The organism is Pseudomonadota bacterium, assembly GCA_011049115.1.
GTDB lineage: Bacteria > Desulfobacterota > Anaeroferrophillalia > Anaeroferrophillales > Tharpellaceae > DSCM01.
Genome location: DSCM01000023.1, coordinates 1 through 23537 on the forward strand (window position 1 = coordinate 1; position 23537 = coordinate 23537).

At 54.6% G+C, this 23537-nt stretch carries 17 protein-coding genes; 7 read left to right on the plus strand and 10 right to left on the minus strand.

Annotated elements, in window-relative coordinates; genetic code table 11:
* The first annotated feature begins 528 nt into the window (after positions 1–528).
* Complete coding sequence (locus ENN66_01940; protein HDS15380.1) at positions 529–2484, plus strand: acetoacetate--CoA ligase; 1956 nt, start codon at positions 529–531, stop codon at positions 2482–2484.
* A 390-nt stretch (positions 2485–2874) separates the two neighbouring features.
* Here the strand turns inward: ENN66_01940 and ENN66_01945 are convergent, their stop codons facing one another.
* The 6 genes from ENN66_01945 to hemB all read right to left on the minus strand — a co-directional run bounded on the left by ENN66_01945 (position 2875) and on the right by hemB (position 11517).
* Positions 2875–5001 (minus strand): CoA-binding protein, encoded by a 2127-nt coding sequence (locus ENN66_01945; protein ID HDS15381.1) that lies wholly within the window; start codon positions 4999–5001, stop codon positions 2875–2877.
* Entirely contained in the window at positions 4949–6868 is a 1920-nt protein-coding gene (locus ENN66_01950; GenBank protein ID HDS15382.1) for an ATP-binding cassette domain-containing protein, read from the minus strand. The genes ENN66_01945 and ENN66_01950 overlap by 53 nt, the downstream gene beginning before the upstream one ends.
* A 95-nt stretch (positions 6869–6963) precedes the next feature.
* On the minus strand, positions 6964–7944 hold the full coding sequence (locus tag ENN66_01955) for a ketoacyl-ACP synthase III (GenBank protein ID HDS15383.1): 981 nt from the start codon (positions 7942–7944) through the stop codon (positions 6964–6966).
* 228 nt (positions 7945–8172) lie between these two features.
* Positions 8173–9354, minus strand: a complete 1182-nt coding sequence (locus tag ENN66_01960; GenBank protein ID HDS15384.1) for a pyridoxal phosphate-dependent aminotransferase — start codon at positions 9352–9354, stop codon at positions 8173–8175.
* An 82-nt stretch (positions 9355–9436) separates the two neighbouring features.
* Complete coding sequence (hisC, locus tag ENN66_01965; GenBank protein HDS15385.1) at positions 9437–10552, minus strand: histidinol-phosphate transaminase; 1116 nt, start codon at positions 10550–10552, stop codon at positions 9437–9439.
* On the minus strand, positions 10549–11517 hold the full coding sequence (gene hemB, locus ENN66_01970; GenBank protein ID HDS15386.1) for a porphobilinogen synthase: 969 nt from the start codon (positions 11515–11517) through the stop codon (positions 10549–10551). The genes hisC and hemB overlap by 4 nt, the downstream gene beginning before the upstream one ends.
* Positions 11518–11759: 242 nt before the next feature.
* On the opposite strand from hemB, the gene ccsB reads away from it, so the two are divergent.
* The 4 genes from ccsB (at position 11760) to ENN66_01990 (ending at position 15839) form a co-directional block, all read left to right on the plus strand.
* Positions 11760–12587, plus strand: coding sequence for a c-type cytochrome biogenesis protein CcsB (gene ccsB / locus ENN66_01975; protein HDS15387.1), 828 nt, complete (start codon positions 11760–11762; stop codon positions 12585–12587).
* A gap of 146 nt (positions 12588–12733) precedes the next feature.
* Positions 12734–14008 carry a glutamyl-tRNA reductase gene (locus ENN66_01980; protein ID HDS15388.1) on the plus strand — a complete coding sequence of 425 codons (1275 nt, stop codon included), beginning with the start codon at positions 12734–12736 and terminating at the stop codon, positions 14006–14008.
* 33 nt (positions 14009–14041) lie between these two features.
* A complete protein-coding gene (gene hemC, locus ENN66_01985) occupies positions 14042–14992 on the plus strand; it encodes a hydroxymethylbilane synthase (GenBank protein ID HDS15389.1) in 951 nt (316 codons plus the stop codon).
* Between the two features lie 34 nt (positions 14993–15026).
* On the plus strand, positions 15027–15839 hold the full coding sequence (locus tag ENN66_01990) for a uroporphyrinogen-III synthase (GenBank protein HDS15390.1): 813 nt from the start codon (positions 15027–15029) through the stop codon (positions 15837–15839).
* Between the two features lie 137 nt (positions 15840–15976).
* Here the strand turns inward: ENN66_01990 and ENN66_01995 are convergent, their stop codons facing one another.
* The 4 genes from ENN66_01995 to cysK all read right to left on the minus strand — a co-directional run bounded on the left by ENN66_01995 (position 15977) and on the right by cysK (position 21194).
* Positions 15977–16918 (minus strand): UDP-3-O-acyl-N-acetylglucosamine deacetylase, encoded by a 942-nt coding sequence (locus ENN66_01995; GenBank protein HDS15391.1) that lies wholly within the window; start codon positions 16916–16918, stop codon positions 15977–15979.
* 225 nt (positions 16919–17143) lie between these two features.
* Positions 17144–18580, minus strand: a complete 1437-nt coding sequence (gene gatB, locus ENN66_02000; protein HDS15392.1) for an Asp-tRNA(Asn)/Glu-tRNA(Gln) amidotransferase subunit GatB — start codon at positions 18578–18580, stop codon at positions 17144–17146.
* Positions 18577–20064: an Asp-tRNA(Asn)/Glu-tRNA(Gln) amidotransferase subunit GatA gene (gene gatA, locus ENN66_02005; protein ID HDS15393.1), complete on the minus strand. Its 1488-nt coding sequence runs from the start codon at positions 20062–20064 to the stop codon at positions 18577–18579. Before gatA ends, gatB begins: the two co-directional genes overlap by 4 nt.
* Before the next feature lie 227 nt (positions 20065–20291).
* Positions 20292–21194 (minus strand): cysteine synthase A, encoded by a 903-nt coding sequence (gene cysK, locus ENN66_02010; protein ID HDS15394.1) that lies wholly within the window; start codon positions 21192–21194, stop codon positions 20292–20294.
* A gap of 493 nt (positions 21195–21687) precedes the next feature.
* On the opposite strand from cysK, the gene ENN66_02015 reads away from it, so the two are divergent.
* Both ENN66_02015 and ENN66_02020 read left to right on the plus strand, forming a co-directional pair.
* Positions 21688–22179 (plus strand): ribonuclease HI, encoded by a 492-nt coding sequence (locus ENN66_02015; protein HDS15395.1) that lies wholly within the window; start codon positions 21688–21690, stop codon positions 22177–22179.
* Between the two features lie 186 nt (positions 22180–22365).
* Positions 22366–23532, plus strand: a complete 1167-nt coding sequence (locus ENN66_02020; protein ID HDS15396.1) for an alanine transaminase — start codon at positions 22366–22368, stop codon at positions 23530–23532.
* The last annotated feature ends 5 nt before the right edge of the window (positions 23533–23537 follow it).

Here is a 23537-nt window from a genome sequence, read left to right on the forward strand (position 1 = left end):
TCCCGGAACCCGCAGGCCTGAGTCACCCTCCGTCATGACTTAAGTGAGAGCGGTTTTCTGACCGCGGCCCAATAGTTGTATTTATTAACACATGGCACCGTTAATTTCCAGCGTTTTATGTTCTTAAAAACACAATGGTCTTTCTCAGAACTAACCGCCGGGCCTGCCCGGCTGAGGATTGATTTACTGTTGACAAGCGCGGCTGAATCGGCTAAAAAGTCAGGCGTTTCTAACTGGTAACAGTTAACGTTAAGTGGTAAAAGTTAACTTCTAGAAAATAATATTTTTATCGGTACACCGCATGCAGTGATTTCTGCTGGTTGCCTTGACGGAAAACAATTCCGAATGAAAAAACTTATGTTTGAGAAGGCAAAAGTTCTAGCTGCCAGCCCGCAACCCCATGACCGCGACAACTCGGCTGGGCTCATGCCGTGACGAAAAAGGGCTTGCAGAATAACAAGACCGGAAAATGTTTTACAGAACCATCAACTTTCAGACAGTTTTTCCAGACCTTAAGGAGAGAACCCTATGAAAAAACCGCTCTGGCAGCCCTCCGCCGAACGTATCAAGAATGCAAATTTAACTTGCCTGATGGCCCAGCTCAAAGAAAAAAAGGGGCTTGAGTTTAAATCCTACGATGAGCTTTATCAGTGGTCGGTCAACGATCGGGTGGCTTTCTGGGAAAGTGTCTGGGAATATGGCGGCATCATCGCCAGCCGAGGCTATGACGAGGTCATGGTAGATGGCGACAAAATGCCGGGCGCTAAATGGTTTACCGGCGCCCGCTTCAATTTCGCGGAAAATCTGCTGCGTTTTCGTGATGAGCGCGAAGCCCTGGTTTTCAAGGGCGAAGACCAGAAAGCCTCGCGCATCACCTACGCCGAACTCTACGATCAGGTTGCCCGATTGGCCGCCGCTCTGCGCGAGGCCGGTGTAAAATGCGGTGACCGCGTGGCCGGGTTTGTTCCCAACATGACCGAAACCATCGTCGCGATGCTGGCCACGACCAGCATCGGGGCCATCTGGTCTTCCTGCTCACCTGATTTCGGCATCAAGGGGGTGCTTGACCGTTTCGGTCAGATCGAACCCAAGATCCTGTTCACCGCCAACGGCTACTCCTATAACGGCAAAAAATTCAGCTCCCTGGAAAAAATCAACGAAATTCTTGGTTCGCTGCCCTCGATTGAAAAGGTTGTCGTCATTCCCTACACTGAAGCGCGGGCCGATATCAGCGCTATCGGCAACGCCGTTCACTATCAGGATTTTCTTAAAAAAGAAAACAATCTCACCCTGACCTTCGAGCAACTGCCCTTTGACCATCCCTTGTATATCATGTATTCTTCGGGCACTACCGGCACTCCGAAATGTATCGTGCACGGCGCCGGCGGCACCCTAATTCAGCATCTCAAAGAGCATCTATTTCACGTTGATCTCAAACGCGAAGACCGCATCTACTATTTCACCACCTGTGGTTGGATGATGTGGAACTGGTTGGTCAGCGCTCTGGCCGTAGGTGCCACCGCCATCCTTTTTGACGGCTCGCCCTTCTATCCGGACGGCGGCGCCACCTTCAAGCTGGCCCAGGATGAAAAGATTACAGTCTACGGCACCAGCGCCAAATTCATCGCCGCGGTTCAACAGAGCGGGCTCAAACCGGGCGCGACTTTTGATTTAAGCTCAATCAAGACAATCTGTTCCACCGGTTCTCCGCTGTCGGCGGAAAGCTTTGAATATGTCTACCGTGATATCAAACAGGATGTCAACCTCGCCTCCATTTCCGGCGGCACCGATATCATTTCCTGCTTTGCCCTTGGCAATCCGATTCTGCCGGTTTACATCGAGGAGCTGCAGTGCCGGGGACTGGGTATGAAAGTCGAGGCTTTTGATGATTACGGTCACCCGATTTACGGTGAAAAAGGCGAATTGGTCTGCACCGCCGCCTTCCCATCGATGCCGATCTATTTCTGGAACGACCCCGACAACCAGAAATACCATGACGCTTATTTCGACCGCTACAACAATATCTGGTGCCACGGCGATTACGTCATGATTACTGAAACCGGTGGCGTCATCATCTACGGGCGTTCAGACGCCACCCTGAACCCCGGCGGCGTCCGCATCGGCACGGCTGAAATCTATCGCCAGGTTGAAACGATTGCCGAGATCAAGGACAGCGTGGTGATCGGCCAGGACTGGGAAGACAGCGACGTCAGGGTGATCCTCTTCGTGGTCCTGGAAAAAGACGTCGAACTGACCCCGACCCTGGAGAAAAAGATCAAGGACACGATCCGCAAAAACACGACCCCACGCCATGTGCCGGCCAAGATTATCGCGGTTGCCGATATTCCCTATACCATCAGCGGGAAAAAGGTCGAACTGGCAGTTAAGCGCATGGTCCATAACCTGCCGGTCACCAACCGCGACGCGCTGGCCAACCCGGAAGCCTTGGACAATTTCAAGGATCTTGAAGCCTTAAAGAGCTGAAAGCAGTAACCAGGAAAATCTGACAGAACGGGGCTTTCGGATGTATCCGAAAAGCCCCCGTTCTGTGTTTGTAAGCCAGGTTTACCGGCGGAGCAAAGCTTTGCCGACGCGACCTGTTTTTAAGAAGTATAATCCAGTAACGATTCAACTATTTTTTAGTGTTGAGAGTTCAGATGGTCTTCCGTAACCTCTCGCGAGAGTTCGTCATTTCCCCCCGCCTATGAAGCCCTTTAAAATTGCTGGTGCCTGAAGCGCTCTGGCGCGGTTCTGGCACGGGAGGCACAATGAACGCTGGAAAAACAGAAATTTTAGCGTCAGGAATAAAGGGAAACTATCTTAAAACAACCGGAGCTGAATAATTACGAAATTCATTGCCTTAGCGTGAAGATTTCAGAAGGCAACCACCCTGCCATCAACGGCCTGCGGACTGCCTGAAACAAAAACCAGAGGGTTGATCTCCACTTCCTTGATCAGCGGATAATCATCCAGCAGAACTTGAAGTCCGGCCAGAATCTGATAGAGCTGAGCCTGGTCTATTCCGATACGCCCCCGGGCGCCGCGCAGGATGGCGGCGCCCCGCAGGCGCTCCAGCATGGCGGCTACCATTTCACAATGAAGAGGAGCCGGAGCGAGCACCACATCTTTGAGAATTTCGGCATAGATACCTCCCAGACCGATCAGAAAAATATCTCCGAAAGAGCTGTCGCGACGGGCTCCGACAATCAACTCAAGACTGGTATCAACCTCCTTCTGCAACAGCACGCCACAGAAACCCGGATCGCGCGAAAAGCGCGTAAAGAGAAGACCGCCGGCATCTTCCAGGGTTTGTCGGTCTTTAATTCCGGTCAAGACCCCGCCAACATCACTTTTGTGACTTAAGCCCGAGACTACCGCTTTTAACACCAAAGGAAACCCCAGCTCTTCAGCCTCTTCCATAAATTCCTGCGGATGCCGGGTCAGGGCAAAAGGCGTCACCGGAATCCCATACTCAAGTAACAAGGTCAAAGCCTGGTCGGCAAGCAGAGTATGATCGTGCCCAGACGCCACTTCAAGCCATTTTTCAAAAAGCGGCTGCCGCCCCAGCTGCCGGCGCGCCGGCAGCTGGGGCGGCAGCTCCGCCTGGGCCGCCAGGAAAGCGGACCGCCGGCGCGAAACCTCCAGGGCTTCCATGGCGCTGGCCGGCTCACTGAAAACCGGCAGGGCAATCCGCTCCATGATCTCGTTTACGACGCTGACCCCGGAAAACAGAACCAAGGCTACCGGTTTATGATAACGCTCAGCCAGGACCTCAACCTGTTCGACCAGGCGCAGAGTGGCGGCAAATTCACTTTCAGCCTGAAAGACATGATTTAAAACCACACCGTCAATATCATCACGTTTCAGAGACATTTCCAGAATCGTAATGTAATAGTCGATATTAAAGATATCGCCCAGATCCAGGGGATTGGTCAATTTGATCACAGAAGCTCGAAACTGACTCGCGATCCGGTCGACAAACTCCGAGGTCAGCCCAGGCAGATAAAAGCCCTTACTTGCCGCCGCGTCGGCAGCGACCACAGCGTGGCCGCCCGAGCGTGAGATAATCATCAGGTTATTCCCCAGCATGGGCGGCAGCGACAAAGCTTTGGCGCAATTAATGAATTGCTGAAAGGTTTTCACTCGAAAGACTCCGGCGTTAAGACAGGCCGCGTCAACCACATCGTCGTCAACCGCCAAGGCCGCGGTATGAGATTGGGCGATCACCTGACTCTGCGGCGAGGTATTGGACTTATGCAGAATTACCGGTTTACCGCAGGTTTTGAGCGCCGCCATGAATTCCCGGCCTTTGTCCATGCTCTCCAGATAAAGACCGATAACGCGGGTATCCTGGTCCTGAGCCAGAAAACGCAGATAATCGACCTCATCAAGGCTGCTCTTGTTTCCCATACTGATAACCTTGGCAACCCCAAGATTTTCCCGGCAACCCAGCCCGATATAGGTCAGAGCCAGGCCTCCGCTTTGCGAAATCACGGAAAGGCCCCCACTTTTGATTTCCGTCGGACTAAGACGCATGAAAGGCAGGCAGAGACCGTTATGTCGATTAATAATACTGATGCCGTTGGGGCCGACGAACTTGACCTGATGCGCTTGAGCCAGGGCCTTGATTTCCTCCTCCAAACAGCGTCCGGCTTCCGAAAACTCACTAAAACCTCCACTTTCGATCACCATTCGCAAAATTTTCCGCTTGATGCAGGAACGCATTAATTCCGGAACCGTGGCCGCCGGAGTCAGAATCACGGCGAGATCGATCGCCTCCGGCAACTGGGTAATCTCCGTGAAGATGGGATAACCCTGGCAGACTCCGGTCTCCCGACCGAGAAGATAAAGTTCTCCCGGCCAACCGAAATCAATCAGGTTGGCGACAATGTTACGCGCCAGGTTTTGAGGGTGCTCGGAAACCCCGATTACCAGAATTGACCGCGGATTAAAGATCTTTTCCATGTTCCTTAATTTCCTCCAGTTCCTGCCAGCGCTCATAGAGAGTCTTGATTTCAAGTTCAAGCTCGGCCAGGCGTTTTTGTGCCAACGGCACGGCACGCACACCAGCCTGATAAAATGCCGGATCGGAGAGCTGCTCGTACAGCTGCCGTTGCTCGGCTTCCAGATTTTCCAGCGCGCCCGGCAGATTTTCCAAATCAGCTCGTTCGCGATAGGTCAGGTTCCGTTGTCTTGCCGCCCGCGGCTTACTCCGCTCTCCGAGACCGGAGGAGGTCGCAACCTTACCCGAAGGTGCCGCATTAACCGCCTCACCCCTCTGACTGAGCCAATCGTCATAACCGCCGGCATACTCGAGCACTCGGCCATCCCCGGAAAAAACCAGGGTTCCGGACACGACATTATTGACAAACTCACGATCATGACTGACCAAAAGCACGGTACCTGAATATTCCACCAGAAGCTCTTCCAGCATTTCCAGGGTCTCGATATCAAGATCGTTAGTCGGCTCGTCCAGCACCAGAAGATTCGACGGACGGGCGAAGAGACGGGCCAGAAGCAGGCGATTACGTTCCCCCCCGGACAGTGTTTTAACCGGCGACCGGGCCCGATCCGGGGAAAAAAGAAAATCCTTCAGATAACCGATCAGATGGCGACGACGGCCGTTGATTTCCAAAGTATCATTGCCGTCCCCCAGATTCTCGCAAACCGTGCGTTCTTCGTCAAGCTGTTCCCGTTGCTGATCGAAATAGAGCGGCTCCAGATTATGTCCTCGGCGCACCAGCCCCGAGGTGGGTTCCAGATGGCCGAGCAGAAGTTTGATCAAGGTCGTCTTGCCGACGCCGTTGGCCCCAATGATCCCGACCTTGTCACCCTTGAGAATCGTTGTCGTCAGGTCCCTGATCACCGGCTGACTGCCGGGATAGGCAAATGTCGCATGTTCACAAAGTGCGACCAATTTGCCGGGCTGAATGACGGTATTGACCTCCATCTGTACCTGCCCCATTTTTTCACGCCGCTGCCGCCGTTCGCTACGCATCGCCAGCAGCGCCTGAACCCGGCCTTCATTACGGGTCCGCCGGGCCTTGATCCCCTTTCTGATCCACGCTTCCTCCCGTTCCAGTTTCTGGTCAAAACGGGCCCGCTGCACCTCCTCGGCATGCTGCATTTCAGCTTTGCGCCGCAAATAATTGCGATAGTCACCCGGCCAGCTGGTGATCCCGCCATTTTCCAGATCGACTATTCTGGTAGCGAGCTTCTGCAGCAACGAGCGGTCATGGGTAACGAAAAAAAGGGCTTTTGCACGATTGACAAGGAACTCCTCAAACCAGAGGATTGCATCGATATCAAGGTGGTTGGTCGGTTCATCGAGCAGCAGCAGCTGGGGATCGGTAACCAGGGCCCGGGCAAGCAAGACTCGCCGTTTCATACCCCCGGAAAGGGTCGCAAAAGGGGCCTCGGCGTCAAGCCGCAACTGAGTCATAACCAGTTCGACCCGCTGCCTCGCCTGCCAGGCTCCGAGTCGCTCAATCTCCCGCTCCGCCCGCGCCAGTTTTTCCAGGAGTTCCGTCGAAGCCTTCCGTGCCACCTGAAGCGTCAATTCATGATAACTACCAAGCGGTTCCAACAAACTTCCCAGGCCACCGTTGACGACATCAAAGACCGTTCCCGGCATAAATCTGGGCACTTCCTGCGCCAGCCGAGCCACCCGCAGGTCGGCGGCGCGCCAGACCTGACCACTATCGGGTACAAGTTCTCCGGCCATGATTTTCATCAGGCTTGATTTCCCGGCGCCGTTGCGCCCCACCAGACAGACCCGTTCACCTGCTTCAATCTCAAAAGAGATCTTTTCCAGGATGGGGCGCCCACCAAAACCCAGACTGACATTCTGCAACGCAACTAAAGCCATGTTTTCTCTTGTCGACTCTCCGTTAAAACAAAAAACGCGCAACCAGGATAAGGATCTGCGGCTGCGCGTCGTTTTTACTTAAGTCCCGAATCAATTTACCAATCCACTACCGCCGCCGCCCAGGTCAGTCCGCCCCCGAAAACCGTCATCAGAACCACGTCGCCGGGCTCGAGGAAACCACTGCGCACGGCCTCGTCGAGCGCCACGGGAATGGTGCCGGCCGAGGTATTGCCATAGCGGTCAATATTGACAAAGACCTTATCCATCGGCTTTTTGAACTGTTTGGCCAACATTTCAATGATTCTGATATTGGCCTGATGTGGAATCACCTTTGTCACCTGATCAATCGAATAGCCGGCTTTCTGCAGAGCCCGATGGGAGACTTCAACCATGTTTTTGATCGCGTGTTTGAAGATCTCACGACCCTGCATCTTGATATAGTTATCATCAAGATTAAAATCCTTGGTCACCGGGGTTGCCGACCCCAATCCCTGAATGTAGAGAAGCCGACCGAGGTTGCCGTCGGAACCCGTCTCGACCGCCCTGATCTTCGCGCCATGGCCAACCCGGCTGCCAACCACGGCCGCGCCTACGGCATCTCCGAAAAGAACCGCAGTCGTACGATCCTCCCAGTCCAGATGATGGCTGACAATCTCTCCGCCGATCACCAGGATATGCAAACTCGGATCACACTTAAGATATTTTTCCGCAATTGCCACGCCATAGATAAAACCTGAGCAAGCGGCACAGACATCCATCCCCGTCGCCTTCTCGGCTCCAAGGCGGGCCTGCACCGAGCAGGCTCCGGCCGGCATCAGATGATCCGGGGTCATGGTTCCGCAGATAATCAGATCGAGCGCCCCGGCCTGCAATCCGGCTGCGGCCAGAGCCTGCCGCGCGGCCGCAACCGCAAAATCGGAAAACTTCTCCCCCGGACGCACAATATGCCGGGATCTGATCCCGGTGCGCTGGACAATCCACTCGTCGCTGGTATCCATGATCTTTTCCAGATCAAAATTGGTGACCACATTATCCGGCGCGGCCGAGCCCGTTCCCAAGATGACAATCTCTTTCATTTTCAAATCCTCTTCCACGTGACCCGTTCCGACCGGCAGCGAACAGGTTCCAACCGCTACCAAATCTTCCGCACCCATTCATAGTTTTCTTATCAAGAACCAGATCCTATAAAACCACCAAACAACTTCTAACTTATATCAGGAAATCACCCCCGGACTCAAGCGCGCCACCCCGCCTCGCCTGACCCGAACCCCGGCTCGGCAATAACGGAAACCACCCGCCGGCGATCAACAAAAATTTTTTCCCACCTCTTTCAAAATCGGCAAGGAGCGTTCAATTGTGACATCATCAACACAATAGGCCAAGCGAAAATATCCGGGGCCGCTGAAACCGCTCCCCGGCACAGCCAGAACCTTGTATTTCTGTAATTCCCTGACGAACTCGGCATCATCGGCCAGCGGACTTTTCGGAAACAGATAGAAAGCCCCCTGGGGTTTGGTTACCTGAAAACCGGCCTCCACCAGCCCCTGGTAAAGTCGGTCCCGCTTGCGCTGGTAGATTCCGACATCGACCGTTACCCCCTGCAGGCGGGCAACCAATTTCTGCATGATACCCGGCGCGTTGACAAAACCCAGAATCCGGTTGGCGAACACAAACCCGTTAATCGTCTGCGCAAAGCTATCAGCCTGAGGATGCAACGCGATAAAACCAATCCGCTCTCCGGCCAGGGAAAGTTCCTTGGAATAGGAATTGGCGATGATACTGTTGCGATACGCCGGAAAGATCGGGGGCACGCTTAAGCCGTCATAAACCAGTTTACGATAAGGCTCGTCCGAAATAAGATAAATGGTCCGTCCCAGGGCCAACGATTTTTCCGTCAGCAAGCGACCCAGGGCGACAATTGCGGCCGCCGGGAAAACAACGCCGCTGGGGTTGTTGGGAGAGTTGATGATCACGGCTGCCGTGCGCTTATTAATGGCGGCGGCGATAGCCTCCAGACTGAGAGAAAAATCAGGGCCCGGCTCAACTTCACGCAGAACTCCGCCATGGTTATCAACATAGAAGTTATATTCAACAAAAAAAGGACTCGGGCAGACAATTTCATCACCGGGATTAAGAATCGTCTTAAAAATGACATTCAGGGCGCCACCGGCGCCGCAGGTCATCACGATTGCCTGACTGTTAATCTCAAGTTCCTGCTCCTGACTGAGGAAACGAGCAATCGCCAGTCTGGTCTCCGGATAACCGGCATTCGGCATATAGCCGTATTTCAGCGGAACCGACTCGTGTATAATCTTTTCCAGCTCCACTTCCACCGCCGGCGGGGACGCAACATCGGGATTGCCAAGAGTGAAATCACAGATCTGATCCGCGCCGTACTGGTTTTTCAAAGCGGCGCCCTCCTCGAACATTTTACGAATCCAGGAAGAACGTTCCATAAAGCGAGTAATTTTTTCAGCAATGGCCATTGATTTTAAGTCTCCACTTTCTAATGCGGGAAGAATCCCCCAACCCAAATGATTTTTCACGGCCCGCAAATAAGTACTCTTCTTAGAACATGTTTGGTTTATCAAGCCATGAAAGGTTCTGAGGAGAGTCTAAATACTCCTTAACTACGGAAAGTAACCGATCCATTTCCGCCCGGGTGCCGATCGAAATCCGCAGGCCGTGCCGCAGCGCCGGATCGGAAAAATAACGCACCATGATACCGGCTTTTTCCAGACCGAGATACAACTTCGCGGCTTCACATCCGGCGGGCGGCTCGACAAAAACAAAGTTAGCCTGCGAGGGTTCGACCTTGAAACCGAGCTTTTCCAAGGCAAAGCTCAGGTGTTGCCGTTCCTGTATCACCATGGCCACCGTCCGACGCAGGTAATCCTGATCGACGAGCGCGGCACAGGCCGCACTCTGGGCGAGCCGGTCCAGATTGTAACTGTCGCGCACCTTGTCCAACTGTTCTATTAAAGGTGCGGCCGCAAAACCCAGTCCGACCCGCAGTGAAGCCAGTCCGTAAGACTTGGACAGGGTGCGCAGAATCACCAGATTGTCAAGCTCGGCCAACAAAGGCAAGGCGTTTTCTTCGGCGAAATCGGCATAAGCCTCATCGACTACGAGAATGCCGTCCAGGGCCGTGCAGAGCTCACAAATAAAAGTGTTACTGAAGGAACAACCGAAGGGCGCGTTGGGACTGGTCAGATAAAACAGCTTGATTCCTCTCAGCGCGGCCGCATCCGGCAGATAAATTCCGCCTTCACGGCGCAGCGCCAGAGGGCGGGGCCTACCTCCTCGAATCCGGATAAGAACCGGATAAAGCGAATAGGAGGGTGTAAAAAAACCAACTTCCTCCCCTTCGCCGACAAAGGCATCAAGCAAAATCCGCAACAGTTCATCGGAACCGTTGCCCGCAATCACCTGTTCAAAATCACATTCCGCCAGCCGCGCCGCCTGACGCCGCAGATCCGAGCTCAAAGGATCGGGATAACGCCGCAGCAGGGAAGGATCCGCCAGAAGCCGGGTCAAAGTCTGAGCCACGGCCGGCGAGGGCGGATAAGGGCTTTCATTAGTATTAAGCTTAATTATCGAGCTTCCGGCTGCAGGCTGCAGACCCGGAGTATAGCCGGCCATGCTCAAGATTTCAGGCCGGGTATAATCAACTCCTGAGGTCATAAGAGGGCCGCCGCTTCGGCGGAAAAATAGGTCAGAATCATGTCCGCCCCGGCCCGTTTAATCGCCATCAGGGATTCCAGCATAGCCAGTTCACCATCAATCCAGCCCTTTTCCGCGGCCGCCTTAATCATCGCAAATTCGCCACTGACATTATACGCGGCCAGGGGATAATTAAATTCCCGGCGCAAGGAATGGAGAATGTCAAGGTAAGGCAGAGCCGGCTTGACCATGATGATATCGGCGCCTTCCGCGATATCAAGCGCGGCTTCGCGCAGGGCCTCACGGGCGTTGGCGGGGTCCATCTGGTAACCCTTCCGATCTCCGAATTGGGGGGGAGATTGAGCTGCGTCCCGAAAGGGCCCGTAAAAAGCTGATGCATATTTGACCGCATAAGCCATCAGGCTCACCCGCGCAAAACCAGCTTCGTCAAGGGCCTGGCGAATACAGCCGACCCGACCGTCCATCATATCGGAAGGGGCAACCATATCCGCCCCGGCCCGGGCATGAGAAAGTGCTTCCCGGGCCAGCAGCTTCAGGGTTTGATCATTATCAACTTCGCCCTCAACCACGATTCCGCAATGACCATGCGAGGTATACTCGCAAAGACAGACATCGGTTATCACGAGCAGATCGCGAACCTCGGCCTTCAGGGCGCGCACCGCTTGTTGAATAATGCCACCATCATCATAGGCCTCGCTGCCCGCTTCATCCTTGTGCTCGGGGATACCGAACAAAATAACCGCCGGAATGCCCAGACCTTTCAGCCTTCGAGCTTCAAGAACCAGTTCATCAGGCGAAAGCTGAAAATTACCCGGCATCGAGCTGATCGGCCGGCGGACACCTTCTCCGGGACAAACAAACAGAGGCGCGATAAAATCATCGACCGAAAGCGAGGTTTCTCTGATCATGCGCCGAATATTGGCGTCCGCTCGCAGACGGCGGGGTCGGTAAACAGGAAAGTACATTGGTTTTCACCTTTTAAAAAGAAGAACAGAAGAACTATGTTTTCTCGACTGAAAACAACCCATTTTAATCCCTTTCAAAAAAAACAAAATCTTTGGTTGATAACATTTCACTTGAAAAAAGTACAATCTTTTCTCCGCTTCAGCCCAAGAATTTCCGTTAGCGGTTGACAGCGTCGGAATAGAACATTATAAGCACTTGACATTACTCTCAATCAGCGCCCCAGTCGAGACCCTTACCAAACATGACTACTGTCTATACCCTACTACTGGTCGCAGCCCTGATCCTCTATGCCATGAGCCTGGGATTGAGCTTTATCGCCATCTTTCGCTTTTCCGGCAAAACCTTATCCCGCAGCCGGACCCTGATCCAGGTTGGGGCCCTGCTCCATCTGCTGGCTTTCTGCTGGCGTTGTCACGAAGCCCAGAGTCTGGCCGTCAGCAATCTCCATGAGTCTCTCTCTTTCTTCGCCCTTTTACTGGCTCTGGCTTTTCTCCTGATCAGCCGTAAAAACCCGGTCCTGATGCTGGCGGCCTTCATCACCCCGCTACTCATAAGCTTTACCCTGGCGGCCCTGCTTTCACCCCAGGCCATCACTCCGCAACCGCCGGTTCTAAAGAGCTTCTGGCTACCGCTGCATGTTTTTTTAAGCTTCGCCGGCAACGCTTTTCTCGCCCTGGGTTGTGGCCTGGCATGCATGTACCTGCTGCAGGAACATTTGATCAAAAAGAAAAAAACAAAGGGGCTGTTTCGGGCTCTGCCCGCCCTGCAGAAACTTGACGAGCTCAACTACCTCTGCCTGCGCCTTGGGTTTCCTCTGCTCACCCTGGGAATCATCAGCGGTTCAGTCTGGGCTTCGTATGCCTGGGGAGCCCACTGGAGCTGGGACCCGAAAGAAACCTGGTCCCTGATCACCTGGCTGCTCTTTGCCGCCCTTCTGCATGGGCGCATGAGCGCCGGCTGGCGCGGTCGCAAGGCGGCGCTCATGACAATCGTCGGTTTTATCGCGCTGATGTTTACCTTTCTAGGGGTCAACCTGCTGCTTAGCGGCCTGCATGGCTACAGTCACTGAAAAGATTAGGAACCCATAAAAAATCGAGTCGGAGGATAACCAGGAGCGGCTCGCCGCCAGGGAAAGAACTACCGCTGCGCAAGGCCTGAGACAAAACCGATGAAGTTTTCACAAAGCCATCAAAATTAATTCATATCCAGTCATCTATGCATATTGTCACCTTAGGCCTGAACCATCAAACCGCCCCGGTAGAAATCAGGGAACGTTTGGCTTTCCCGTCCGAGACTCTGCCCGCCGCCCTCAATCAGCTGCGTCAGGAATGCGGCCTGGTTGAAGCCCTGATCCTTTCAACCTGCAATCGGGTCGAGCTCTACGGCATTACGCCCACGCTGGATCAGTGCCGCGAACGGATGATCGCTTTTCTGGCCCGTCATCATCGGTTTGACGCCTCCGACTTTGCCGACAAACTTTATTTTCACAATGATCGGGAAGCCGTCCGCCACGGCTTTCGCGTGGCCTCCAGCCTTGATTCAATGGTCATCGGCGAACCTCAGATTCTGGGACAGCTCAAGGATGCGTTCGCCGTTGCCTCAGAAAACTGCGCTACCGGTCTGATCCTGAACCGTTACCTGCATCGCTCATTTTTCATCGCCAAAGAGGTCCGAACCCGCACCCGCATCGCCAGTTGCGCGGTCTCGGTCAGCTTTGCCGCCGTCGAACTGGCCAAAAAAATTTTCGGCGACCTCAAAGGCATGAAAGCCCTGCTGATCGGCGCCGGCGAAATGTGCGAACTGGCGGCGCGGCATTTTATCAGCCATGGCGTGGATGAGGTTCTGGTTACCAACCGCACCTTCAGCCGGGCCCGGGAACTGGCGGATGATTTTGCCGGGATTGCCATTCCTTTCGATAAATTCCATCAGCAGCTGGATCAGGCCGACATTATTTTAAGTTCGACCGGATCTCCGACCTATCTACTGCGTCCCCCGGAACTGATCAGCGCTTTAAAAAAAAGACGTAATCGACCGATCTTCTTGATCGACATCGCGGTGCCCCGGGATATCGATCCCAAAGTCAATGAAATCGACAATATCTATCTTTACGACGTCGATGATTTACAGGGCGTGGTCTCGGAGAATCTTGACCAGCGAGAGCAGGAGGCCCAGCGCGCTGAAAACCTGGTCGACCTCGAGGTCGACAAATTTGAACATTGGCTCGCATCCCTGGCCGTAACTCCGACCATCAAGGAACTCAGGAACCAGGTCATGAAGATCGTCCGCACTGAACTCGACAAAACCCTGCCTGATATTTCCGGGCTCAACCTCGAAGAGCAAAAACGTCTCGACGCCATGGTCAACGCCATCAGCAATAAAATCCTTCATCACCCGATCAATTATCTGAAGAACACGGATTTTTGCCATAACAGCCAACCGGCCGCAACCATTCGCAGAATTTTTCACCTCGCCGGCGAAGATGGTCAATAAAAACCGCTTCGCGTTTTTTCAAGGAGAAACTTCATGAACCATAAGAACCGTATCACCATCGGCACCCGTGGCAGCGCCCTGGCTTTGTGGCAGGCCAACTGGGTCAAAAGCGAACTGGAACGCGAATACCCAGGAATTGAGGTGACTTTAAGAATCATCAAAACCAAAGGAGATAAGATTCTCGATGTCCCCTTGGCCAAGGTCGGCGGCAAGGGCCTTTTCGTCAAGGAGATTGAAGATGCCCTGCTGGCCGGTGAAATCGATCTGGCGGTTCACAGCATGAAGGATGTTCCGACCACATTACCGGCAGGTCTGCAGGTTGAGATCATCCCCATCCGCGAGGATCCCCGCGACGCCTTTTTTTCCTGCGACGGCAGAACCCTGCGGGAGCTGCCTGCGGGAGCTCTGATCGGAACCAGCAGCCTGCGTCGTAAAGCTCAGCTCCTGCACGTTTTCCCTCACCTTGAAACCAGGGATTTGCGAGGCAACATCGACACCCGACTTAAAAAAATAGCGCGCGGGGAATACGCCGGCATCATTCTGGCCTATGCCGGCGTTAAACGCTTGGGCTGGGCCGACAAGGCCACGGAGCTCCTGCCTCCGGAAGTTTCCTTGCCGGCTATCGCTCAGGGCGCCCTGGGCATTGAAACCCGCGCCCAGGACGACTTCAACAACCAGCGTCTGGCTTTCTTTCACCATGCGGAAAGCGCTCTCGCGGTCCGGGCGGAAAGGGCCCTGCTTCGCACCCTGGAGGGGGGCTGTCAGGTGCCGATCGCGGCTTACGCCACGGTCGGTGCCAACCGGCAGATTCAGCTCAGCGGCCTGGTCGCCGCCCTGGACGGTCACCGCATCATCAAATTGACCGAGGCGGGAAAAGATCCTGAAATTCTGGGCGAGCTTCTAGCCCGCCAACTCTTGCAGCACGGAGCCGACCGCCTGCTGGCGGAATGCTTCGCCCTGCACCCTGAAACCACTCAGGCCTGAGGCCTTATCCCTCAACCATCGAAGTCAAGATTTTATGCCGGCAACTTATCGAAAGCCACCCCTGCAGGATCTTTCAATCCTGGTTACCCGGCCTGAAAAACAGGCCCGCAAATTTGTGCAGGAACTTGAGAACGCCGGGGCCCGGACGCACCTCCTGCCCACAATCGTAACCGTGCCGCCGCCGGACTGGCTTGCGACCGACCGGGCCATTACCGAACTGGCCCTCTACCAGTGGTTGATCTTCAGCAGCGTCAACGGCGTCGAAGCTTTCTTGCAACGTTTCAGGGAAAAGCAGGGTGATGAAAAGAGCCTCTCACAAATAAAAATAGTCTCGGTGGGACCAGAAACCGCACGGGCAATTCAGGCGGCCGGCCTGCATTGCACTCTGATCGCCAAGGAATACGCCGCCGAAGGTCTGATTGAGCTGTTTGCCGATCGCGACCTCAAAGGCCATAGAATCCTTCTGCCGAGAGCCCTTAAAGCCCGCGAGCTGTTACCCGAAACCCTGCGTCGACAAGGGGCGGAGGTAAATGTCGTGGCGGTATACCAGACCATTTTCCCGCCGCAATCATCCCTTTTACTGGAAGAACTTCTGCGTTGCCGGAAAATTGACATCATCACGCTGACCAGCGCCTCGACAGCCAACAACCTGGTCGAAAATTGTCATCATCCCGCAGCCTGCTCCCGGCTGCGGAAGATCACCACCGCCTGTATCGGCCCGATTACCGCCGCGGCCGCCACGGCCGCCGGCCTGCAGGTTAAGATCGTTGCCCCCGACTATACCAGCGCGGGCCTGCTGCAAGCCCTGATTGATTTTGCCGCAAACAATCCGACCCTAAAGAGATAAAACTGACTGAGGTTGATTTTCTTAGCGAAATGTAAAAACAGTCGCAAGGATAACAGCGATGTGAATGAGGACGCGATCAGGATAAAACGTTTGCGCCCTTAATAAAGAAGGGTTTGAACAATCAGCCTAAGGTGGTCTTAAAACAACGCTTCCCCCATAACCAGACGGGGATCCGGGAGACCCGGGAAGAAAAACTCAGAGTGCTCTTCGCCACTGACCTTTTCCCAGGCTTCGGTATTTTCAAGCACGGCTTGAACCAGCTTATAGTTAAGAGCGTGACCGGTCTTATTGGCTTCCAGAACCCCGATCAAAGGCATGCCCAGCAGGCTGACATCACCGAAGCAATCAAGCACTTTATGCCGGGCGAATTCATCGGCAAAACGCAAACCATCCGCGTTCATCACGGAAAATTCGTCCAGAACAATTGCGTTATCCAGGGAACCGCCCCGGGCCAGATTGCGGGCCTTGAGCCACTCCACTTCCTGCAGGAAACCGAAAGTCCGGGCCCGGCTGATCTGACGGTCATAAGCCATCTTGGCAAAGGAAAAACTGAAGCTTTGGGAACCGATCATCGGGTGATCAAATTCAATATGACTGATAATCGAAAGCGAAGTCTTGGAAAAAGGCGGTTGTGGACCAAGACGGGCCCATTTATCACCCTCGCTGACCGTAACCGTTCCGATCATCCGCAGGTAAGATTTGCCTTCAACCTGCCTGGTGATCCCCGCGGTTTTGAGAAGATACACAAAAGGGTTGGCGCTGCCATCCATGATCGGGACCTCGGGACCATGCACTTCCACCAGGGCATTATCCACTCCAAGCCCCGAGAAAGCCGAAAGCAGATGTTCAACCGTACCGATAACATGGCCGTCACGGCCCAGTGTCGTCGCCAGCGAGGTATCGACCACGAATTCTGAAGAAGCCGGAATCGTCGTCAATAACTGTCCGTTTTCAAAGCGCTGCAGCTTGATTCCATGGTGGGCCGGAGCCGGTTTCAGAACCAGCCTCACCTTAAGCCCGGAATGCAGGCCAATACCGACACAGGAAATCTCGTTTTTTAAGGTTCTCTGAAAAAACATAACTAAAGCCGCCCTGATTCCGACCGCCCCAAAAAGCCAGACTGAAAGTCAGCTCCCCCGACGACCCCCGAAAAGCTTGCCGATCCCCTGCTCCCAAATACCGTAACCATACGAAATACAAGGGTAAAACGATATCACCACCACGCCTATCGACCACAACCAGAAGGCAAAGCCTTCCGGGACGGCTAAATCTTTACTCACTTTTAACAGAATTCTGCTTTAAAATCAACCAATTCTCTCTTTTAAAAGTTCATTGACCATCTGTGGGTTAGCCTGCCCCCCGGTCTTTTTCATAACCTGACCGACAAAAAAACCAAACATTTTAACCTTACCGGCCCGATACTCCGCAACCTTGTCCTGATTGGCGGCGACAAGCTCATCAACCAGCTTGGCCAGTTCGGCGCTGTCCGAGATCTGCCCCAGCCCTTCCTCCTCGACCAGACGCAAAGGATCGTTGTCGGCTTCAGCATACATGCGGGCGAATACCTGCTTGGCGATTTTACCGCTGATGGCGCCATCCTCAATCAGGCGCAGAAGCCGGGCCAATCCTTCCGGGGTTATCGGACACTTTTCGATCGTGATTTTGTCTTCGTTGATAAATTTCAGCAGTTCGGCCATGATCCAGTTGGCCACCGGCTTGGGCTGAGGGAAAAAGCCAACCGCGGCCTCAAAGAAATCGGCCATGGCGCGCTCGGCGGTCAGAACTTCGATATCGGCTTCAGAAAGCCCGTAAGCCGCGGCAAAACGCCGACGTTTCGCGGCCGGCAATTCCGGCAGCCCCGCCCGAATCCCGGCTATCCAGGCCTCCTCGATCACTACCGGCAAAAGATCGGGATCGGGGAAATAACGATAATCATGCGCCTCCTCCTTGCCCCGCATCGGCATGGTCACCCCACGCTCGACATTCCATAAGCGGGTTTCCTGCACCACCTGCCCGCCGCCGTCAAGAATATCGCGCTGGCGCTCGACCTCATAATCAATCGCGCGCTGAACGTTACGGAAGGAATTCATATTCTTCAGCTCGGCCCGGATTCCGAAATGAGGCGCGCCCCAACGCCGCAGGGAGATATTGGCGTCACAACGAAAACTGCCTTCCTCCATGTTGCCGTCGGTAATGCCTAAGTAAACCATAATTTCACGCAGGGCCTTGAGATAAGCCACGGCTTCGGCGGAACTGCGCATGTCGGGCTCGCTGACAATCTCAAGCAAAGGCACGCAGGCCCGATTGTAGTCAACATAGCTGACCCCGCCGGAATATTCCGGATGAACCAGCTTCCCGGCATCCTCCTCCATATGGATTCGGGTAATGCCGATTCGTTTCACCCCTCCCTCAACCTCTATATCGAGATGACCGGCCAGACAGATCGGCAGTTCAAACTGGGAAATCTGATAACCCTTGGGCAGATCCGGATAAAAATAATTTTTACGGGCAAAAACACTGTTTCGCGTAATTTCGCAACCCGTCGCCAGACCGGCGCGAATCGCAAAATCAACGACCTTACGGTTCAACACCGGCAACGCCCCGGGCATCCCGGTGCACACCGGACAGGTATTGTGATTGGGAGGATTACCGAAATCAGTGGAACAGCCACAGAAGATTTTGGTCTGCGTCAGCAGCTGACAATGAACCTCAAGTCCGATAACAATTTCATAATCCATCACCGCACCGCCTTTCCCTTATTGCCCTGGAGCTGGGGCCGACAGCCGTTCCAGCCGGAGACCTGCTCGTAATGCCGGGCGACCCGCAGCAGCATTTCCTCAGCAAATGGCCGGGCAATCAGCTGCAAACCCACGGGCAACCCCTGGGCCGTCAGACCGCAAGGCACCGAAATCGCCGGCAGACCCGCGAGATTCACCGGAATCGTTAGAATATCGGAGAGATACATCGCCAGCGGGTCATCGACTTTTTCCCCAAACGCAAAGGCGGGGGTGGGACAGACCGGGGCGACAATCACATCAAAATCCCTGAACACCTGGTCAAAATCCTGGGTAATCAGGGTTCTGACCTGCTGCGCCTTGCGGTAATAGGCGTCATAATAGCCGGCCGACAATGCATAGGTCCCAAGCATGATCCGGCGTTTGACTTCTTCGCCGAAGCCCTGCGCCCGAGTCCGACGATACATCTCGATCAGACTTTCGGCCTGAGTGTCACGAAAGCCGTACTTGACCCCGTCGTAGCGGGCAAGGTTGGAACTCGCCTCGGCGGTCGCCAGCAGGTAATAGGTCGCCACGGCGTAATCGGTATGAGGCAGAGAAACCTCATCCAGCCGAGCCCCGAGAGAGCCCAGCTGCCTGCAGGCCTGATTGACCGCAGCTTCGACTTCCGGGTCCAGACCGGCGGCAAAATATTCCCGCGGCACCCCGATGCGCAGGCCTTCAATTTCCCTGTCCAGACCTTGATAATAATCCGGCACCGGCGCCTTGACCGAGGTTGAATCAAAAGCATCAAAACCAGCGATGACGCCTAAGAGCAGGGCAGCGTCGGCCACGGTTGCCGTAATTGGCCCGATCTGATCCAAGGAAGAAGCAAAAGCCACCAGACCATAACGAGAGACTCGCCCGTAGGAAGGCTTTAAACCCACCACCCCGCAAAAAGAGGCCGGTTGCCGAATCGAACCGCCGGTATCGGAGCCGAGACTGGCGATGGCCATGCCCGCCGCCACCGCGGCGGTTGAACCTCCGCTGGAACCTCCCGGCACGCGCCCGAGATTCCAGGGATTACGAGTTGGATGAAAAGCGGAGTTTTCCGTGGACGAGCCCATGGCGAACTCATCCATATTCAGCTTGCCCAGCAAAACCGCGCCCGCTTCCCGTAACCGGGTCACAACGGTCGCGTCAAACTCGGGACGATAATCCGCCAGCATCCGCGAGGCGCAGGTGGTTTTCATCCCCTTGGTGGAAAGCAGATCCTTAAGCCCCAGAGGCATGCCGCACAGCGGAGAAATTTTCTCTCCGTTCCGGCGCCGTTGATCGGCGGCCTCCGCCTGAGCCAAGGCACCGTTCTCATCAACTTCAAGATAAGCTCCGACTTGCGCATCAAGTTCCGCAATCCGATCCAGGACCGAACGGGTGATCGCCAACGCCGAAACCTCGCCCCGGGCGAAAAGCCGCCCCAGTTCTTCCAGAGAACAATTGTATAATTCCATACTCATAACTCTATCCCTGCCCGACTACGCCGGGAATTATCATTGTTTGCTACCTCACAAACCATTTTCGGCTTGAAATAAATCGAAAAACGATCTGATGAGAGCACCGATCTGCGACCGGCTGGAGTCCCTTCAGGCAGAGGCCATAATGCCGCTTTTGGGATTACGGGCTTCGACCCCGCCTTAGATTTCACGTTTTCCCTGTCAGACCTCGCGACCATTTGTGACTAAATCAGACTAGTACTGAAATACCTTTCAATCCGATCCGGCAGAATTGTCGCCACTCGCTTGTCCGGTCCCAACCGGCGCGCGATCTTCATCGCCGCCCAGACATTGGCGCCGGAGGAAGTCCCGACCATCGTCCCTTCCATGCGGGCCAGATTACGAGCTGTGGCTATCGCATCTTCATCGCTGACCGTAACCACTTCATCAATCAGCGACACATCCAGAACCGGCGGCACGAAACCATCACCGATGCCCTGAATCTGATGCAGCCCCGGTTCCTGTCCCAGCAACGCCGCCGAGTTTTCCGGTTCCACCGCCACCACACGAATACCGGCTTTCTGTTCCTTGAGAAAACGTCCGACCCCGCCCAGGGTGCCGCCGCTGCCGACCCCGGCGACAAAGGCATCGACATTGCCCTCAAGCTGCTGCCAAAGCTCGGCCCCGGTGGTTAAATAATGAATTTCCGGATTGTCGGGATTTTCAAACTGTCCGAGAATATAAGAATTTTTAATGGTTGCCGCCAGTTCCTTGCCCTTTTTGACCGCCCCGGTCAAACTCTCACGGGCCGGAGTCAGCACCAGTTCGGCCCCCAGGGCCTTGATTATTTTTTTGCGTTCCTCGCTCATATCCTCCGGCATCACGATAATTACTCGATAACCGCGATGCACCCCGACAAAGGCAACCGCGATGCCGGTATTACCGGAAGTGGCCTCGATAATGGTCGAACCCGGCTTGAGCTGTCCCCGTTTCTCGGCCTGGGAGACCATGTGTTTGGCTACGCGATCTTTGACGCTGCCCCCCGGGTTAAGATATTCAGCCTTGGCAAATATCGGCAGCGGTGAAATCTTGACCAGACGCAAAACCGGAGTGTTGCCGATCACACTTAAAATATCAAAATATTCCATGATTGTCTTACTTCTTCCTGCACACTAAAGAACTGATGAAAGAACTGAGATGAACCCTCAAAGCCGCAAACCGCAGTTTCCGTCACGAAACCGTTCCGGTTTGCACTGACCACGACTGTAAAAGCGGCTCCTTTACTACACTTTTTAAGTTTAATAAAGTTTTTTAACCGCCACGGCAAGGTAACTTTCCAAAAAAGTCAGCGCCAGCGCAGGTTACTTTCGCCTGGGTGGCCGCGACAGCGATCTTAGGGGCGCGCTTCAGCCAAACCGGAAAATCTTGCGCGCTAACACGCTCCCGATTCCATGCAAAATTAGGTCAGGTCCCGAATTTTGCAGGTTTTCAGGTCTCGATACAAGGCGAAGTCAACCGCGCTGAACAGCAGCGGCGCCCCAACTGATTCCGGCCCTCCACTCTAAAGATTGACAGCCTCATCAACAAAAGGCTAAGATAACGGCGCTGATACAAAAACAAACGCAAGGGGCTGATCAACGCATGAAACAGGTGACAATTTACACCGATGGCGGTTGTCTCGGCAACCCCGGCCCAGGTGGGTACGGGGTCGTTCTGCTTTACGGTGGACATCGCCGAGAGCTTTCCGAGGGCTTTCGCGAAACCACCAATAACCGCATGGAGCTGCTGGCCTGCATCAAGGCCCTGGAAATTCTCAAGGAACCTTGCGCGGTCACGCTGTTCAGCGATTCCAAATATGTGGTTGACGGTATCAACCTGGGCTGGGCCCGACGCTGGCAGCAGAACCAGTGGATCAGAGACCGGAAAAGCGGGGCCCGGGCGCTGAATCCCGATCTCTGGCAGCGGTTGTTGGCCCAGACCGAAAAACACCGGGTGACCATGTGCTGGGTCAAGGGCCATGCCGGCAATGCGGAAAATGAACGCTGCGACGTACTCGCCAATACGGCCGCCCGGACGGCCGCGCAAAACACCGACCAAGGCTACCTGAACATCCGCACTGCAACGAATAATTGAAAAAGCTGTTCAAACATGCTATGAGCCGAAATTACGAACGCGGGCGCGCCGCGGCAACCCACCACAAATTGCTTTTCGCGCCTCTGGCCCCAAAATGAATATTCTGTAAGGTGTTGAGTGCTTCTCTGTGCGGGGCTTCGCGGAGAAAAGCAGAACCAGGCCCCAGACCACGGAGATTCTCTAATCATGGAAGAGTTCCACCGCATCAAACGACTGCCTCCATATGTTTTTGCCACCGTCAATGATTTGAAGATGAAAGCCCGCAAGGCCGGCGAGGATATCATTGATCTCGGCATGGGCAACCCTGACATTCCCACGCCGCAGCACATCGTGGACAAGGCCTCGGAAGCCATCTACAATCCCCGCAACCATCGCTATTCGGTTTCCCGTGGGGTACCGAACCTGAGGGAGGCGATCTGCGAATGGTATGAAAAGAATTTTCAGGTTTCCCTGGATCCCGAGAGCGAGGCGATCGCCACCATCGGCGCCAAGGAAGGGCTCGCCCATCTGGCCCTGGCCACCATCGGCCCCGGAGATGTCGTTTTTGTCCCCTCGCCGGCCTATCCGATCCACCCTTATTCGGTAATCATCGCCGGCGGCGATCTGCGCAGTATTCCCTTATCCCCGGAACGGGATTTTTTCGAGGATCTTCAGGCGGCGACGAAACTGACCTGGCCGCGACCGAAAATGATGATCATCAGCTTTCCCCATAATCCGACCACCAAGGTCATCGACCTCGATTTTTTTAATAAAATCGTTGATTACGCCAAGGCAAACGATATTCTGGTCGTCCACGACTTCGCTTACGCCGACCTTGTCTTCGACGGCTACCGGGCGCCCTCGATCATGCAGGTCAAAGGCGCCCGGGAGGTCGCCGTCGAATTTTATTCGTTATCAAAAAGTTACAGCATGGCCGGCTGGAGGGTGGGGTTCTGCGTCGGCAACAAACGCATGATCCATGCCCTGACCAGGCTCAAAAGCTACCTTGATTACGGCATGTTCCAGCCCCTGCAGATCGCCGCGATCTCGGCCCTCAGAGGCGACCAGAGCTGCGTCGCGGAGATCGTCAATATTTATCGCGAGCGGCGCGACGTTCTGTGCGACGGTCTCAATCGCATCGGCTGGAAGGTCGAGAAACCCAAGGGCACGATGTTTGTCTGGGCCAAGATTCCGGATCCCTACCTGGAAATGGGCTCCCTTGAGTTCGCCAAGAAACTTATTCGGGAAACCCGGGTCGCCGTCTCTCCCGGCATCGGCTTTGGTGAGTTCGGCGATGACTACGTCCGCTTCGCCCTGGTTGAGAACGAACACCGGACGCGGCAGGCGATTCGTGGTTTACGTCAGATAATGTAAAAAAA

Coding starts and splice junctions, on each gene's coding strand:
- ENN66_01940 (HDS15380.1), top strand. CDS start 529: ATGAAAAAACCGCTCTGGCAGCCCTCCGCCGAACGTATCAAGAATGCA.
- ENN66_01945 (HDS15381.1), bottom strand. CDS start 5,001: ATGAGCGCTGGCAGGAACTGGAGGAAATTAAGGAACATGGAAAAGATC.
- ENN66_01950 (HDS15382.1), bottom strand. CDS start 6,868: ATGGCTTTAGTTGCGTTGCAGAATGTCAGTCTGGGTTTTGGTGGGCGC.
- ENN66_01955 (HDS15383.1), bottom strand. CDS start 7,944: ATGAAAGAGATTGTCATCTTGGGAACGGGCTCGGCCGCGCCGGATAAT.
- ENN66_01960 (HDS15384.1), bottom strand. CDS start 9,354: ATGGCCATTGCTGAAAAAATTACTCGCTTTATGGAACGTTCTTCCTGG.
- hisC (HDS15385.1), bottom strand. CDS start 10,552: ATGACCTCAGGAGTTGATTATACCCGGCCTGAAATCTTGAGCATGGCC.
- hemB (HDS15386.1), bottom strand. CDS start 11,517: ATGTACTTTCCTGTTTACCGACCCCGCCGTCTGCGAGCGGACGCCAAT.
- ccsB (HDS15387.1), top strand. CDS start 11,760: ATGACTACTGTCTATACCCTACTACTGGTCGCAGCCCTGATCCTCTAT.
- ENN66_01980 (HDS15388.1), top strand. CDS start 12,734: ATGCATATTGTCACCTTAGGCCTGAACCATCAAACCGCCCCGGTAGAA.
- hemC (HDS15389.1), top strand. CDS start 14,042: ATGAACCATAAGAACCGTATCACCATCGGCACCCGTGGCAGCGCCCTG.
- ENN66_01990 (HDS15390.1), top strand. CDS start 15,027: ATGCCGGCAACTTATCGAAAGCCACCCCTGCAGGATCTTTCAATCCTG.
- ENN66_01995 (HDS15391.1), bottom strand. CDS start 16,918: ATGTTTTTTCAGAGAACCTTAAAAAACGAGATTTCCTGTGTCGGTATT.
- gatA (HDS15393.1), bottom strand. CDS start 20,064: ATGGAATTATACAATTGTTCTCTGGAAGAACTGGGGCGGCTTTTCGCC.
- cysK (HDS15394.1), bottom strand. CDS start 21,194: ATGGAATATTTTGATATTTTAAGTGTGATCGGCAACACTCCGGTTTTG.
- ENN66_02015 (HDS15395.1), top strand. CDS start 21,688: ATGAAACAGGTGACAATTTACACCGATGGCGGTTGTCTCGGCAACCCC.
- ENN66_02020 (HDS15396.1), top strand. CDS start 22,366: ATGGAAGAGTTCCACCGCATCAAACGACTGCCTCCATATGTTTTTGCC.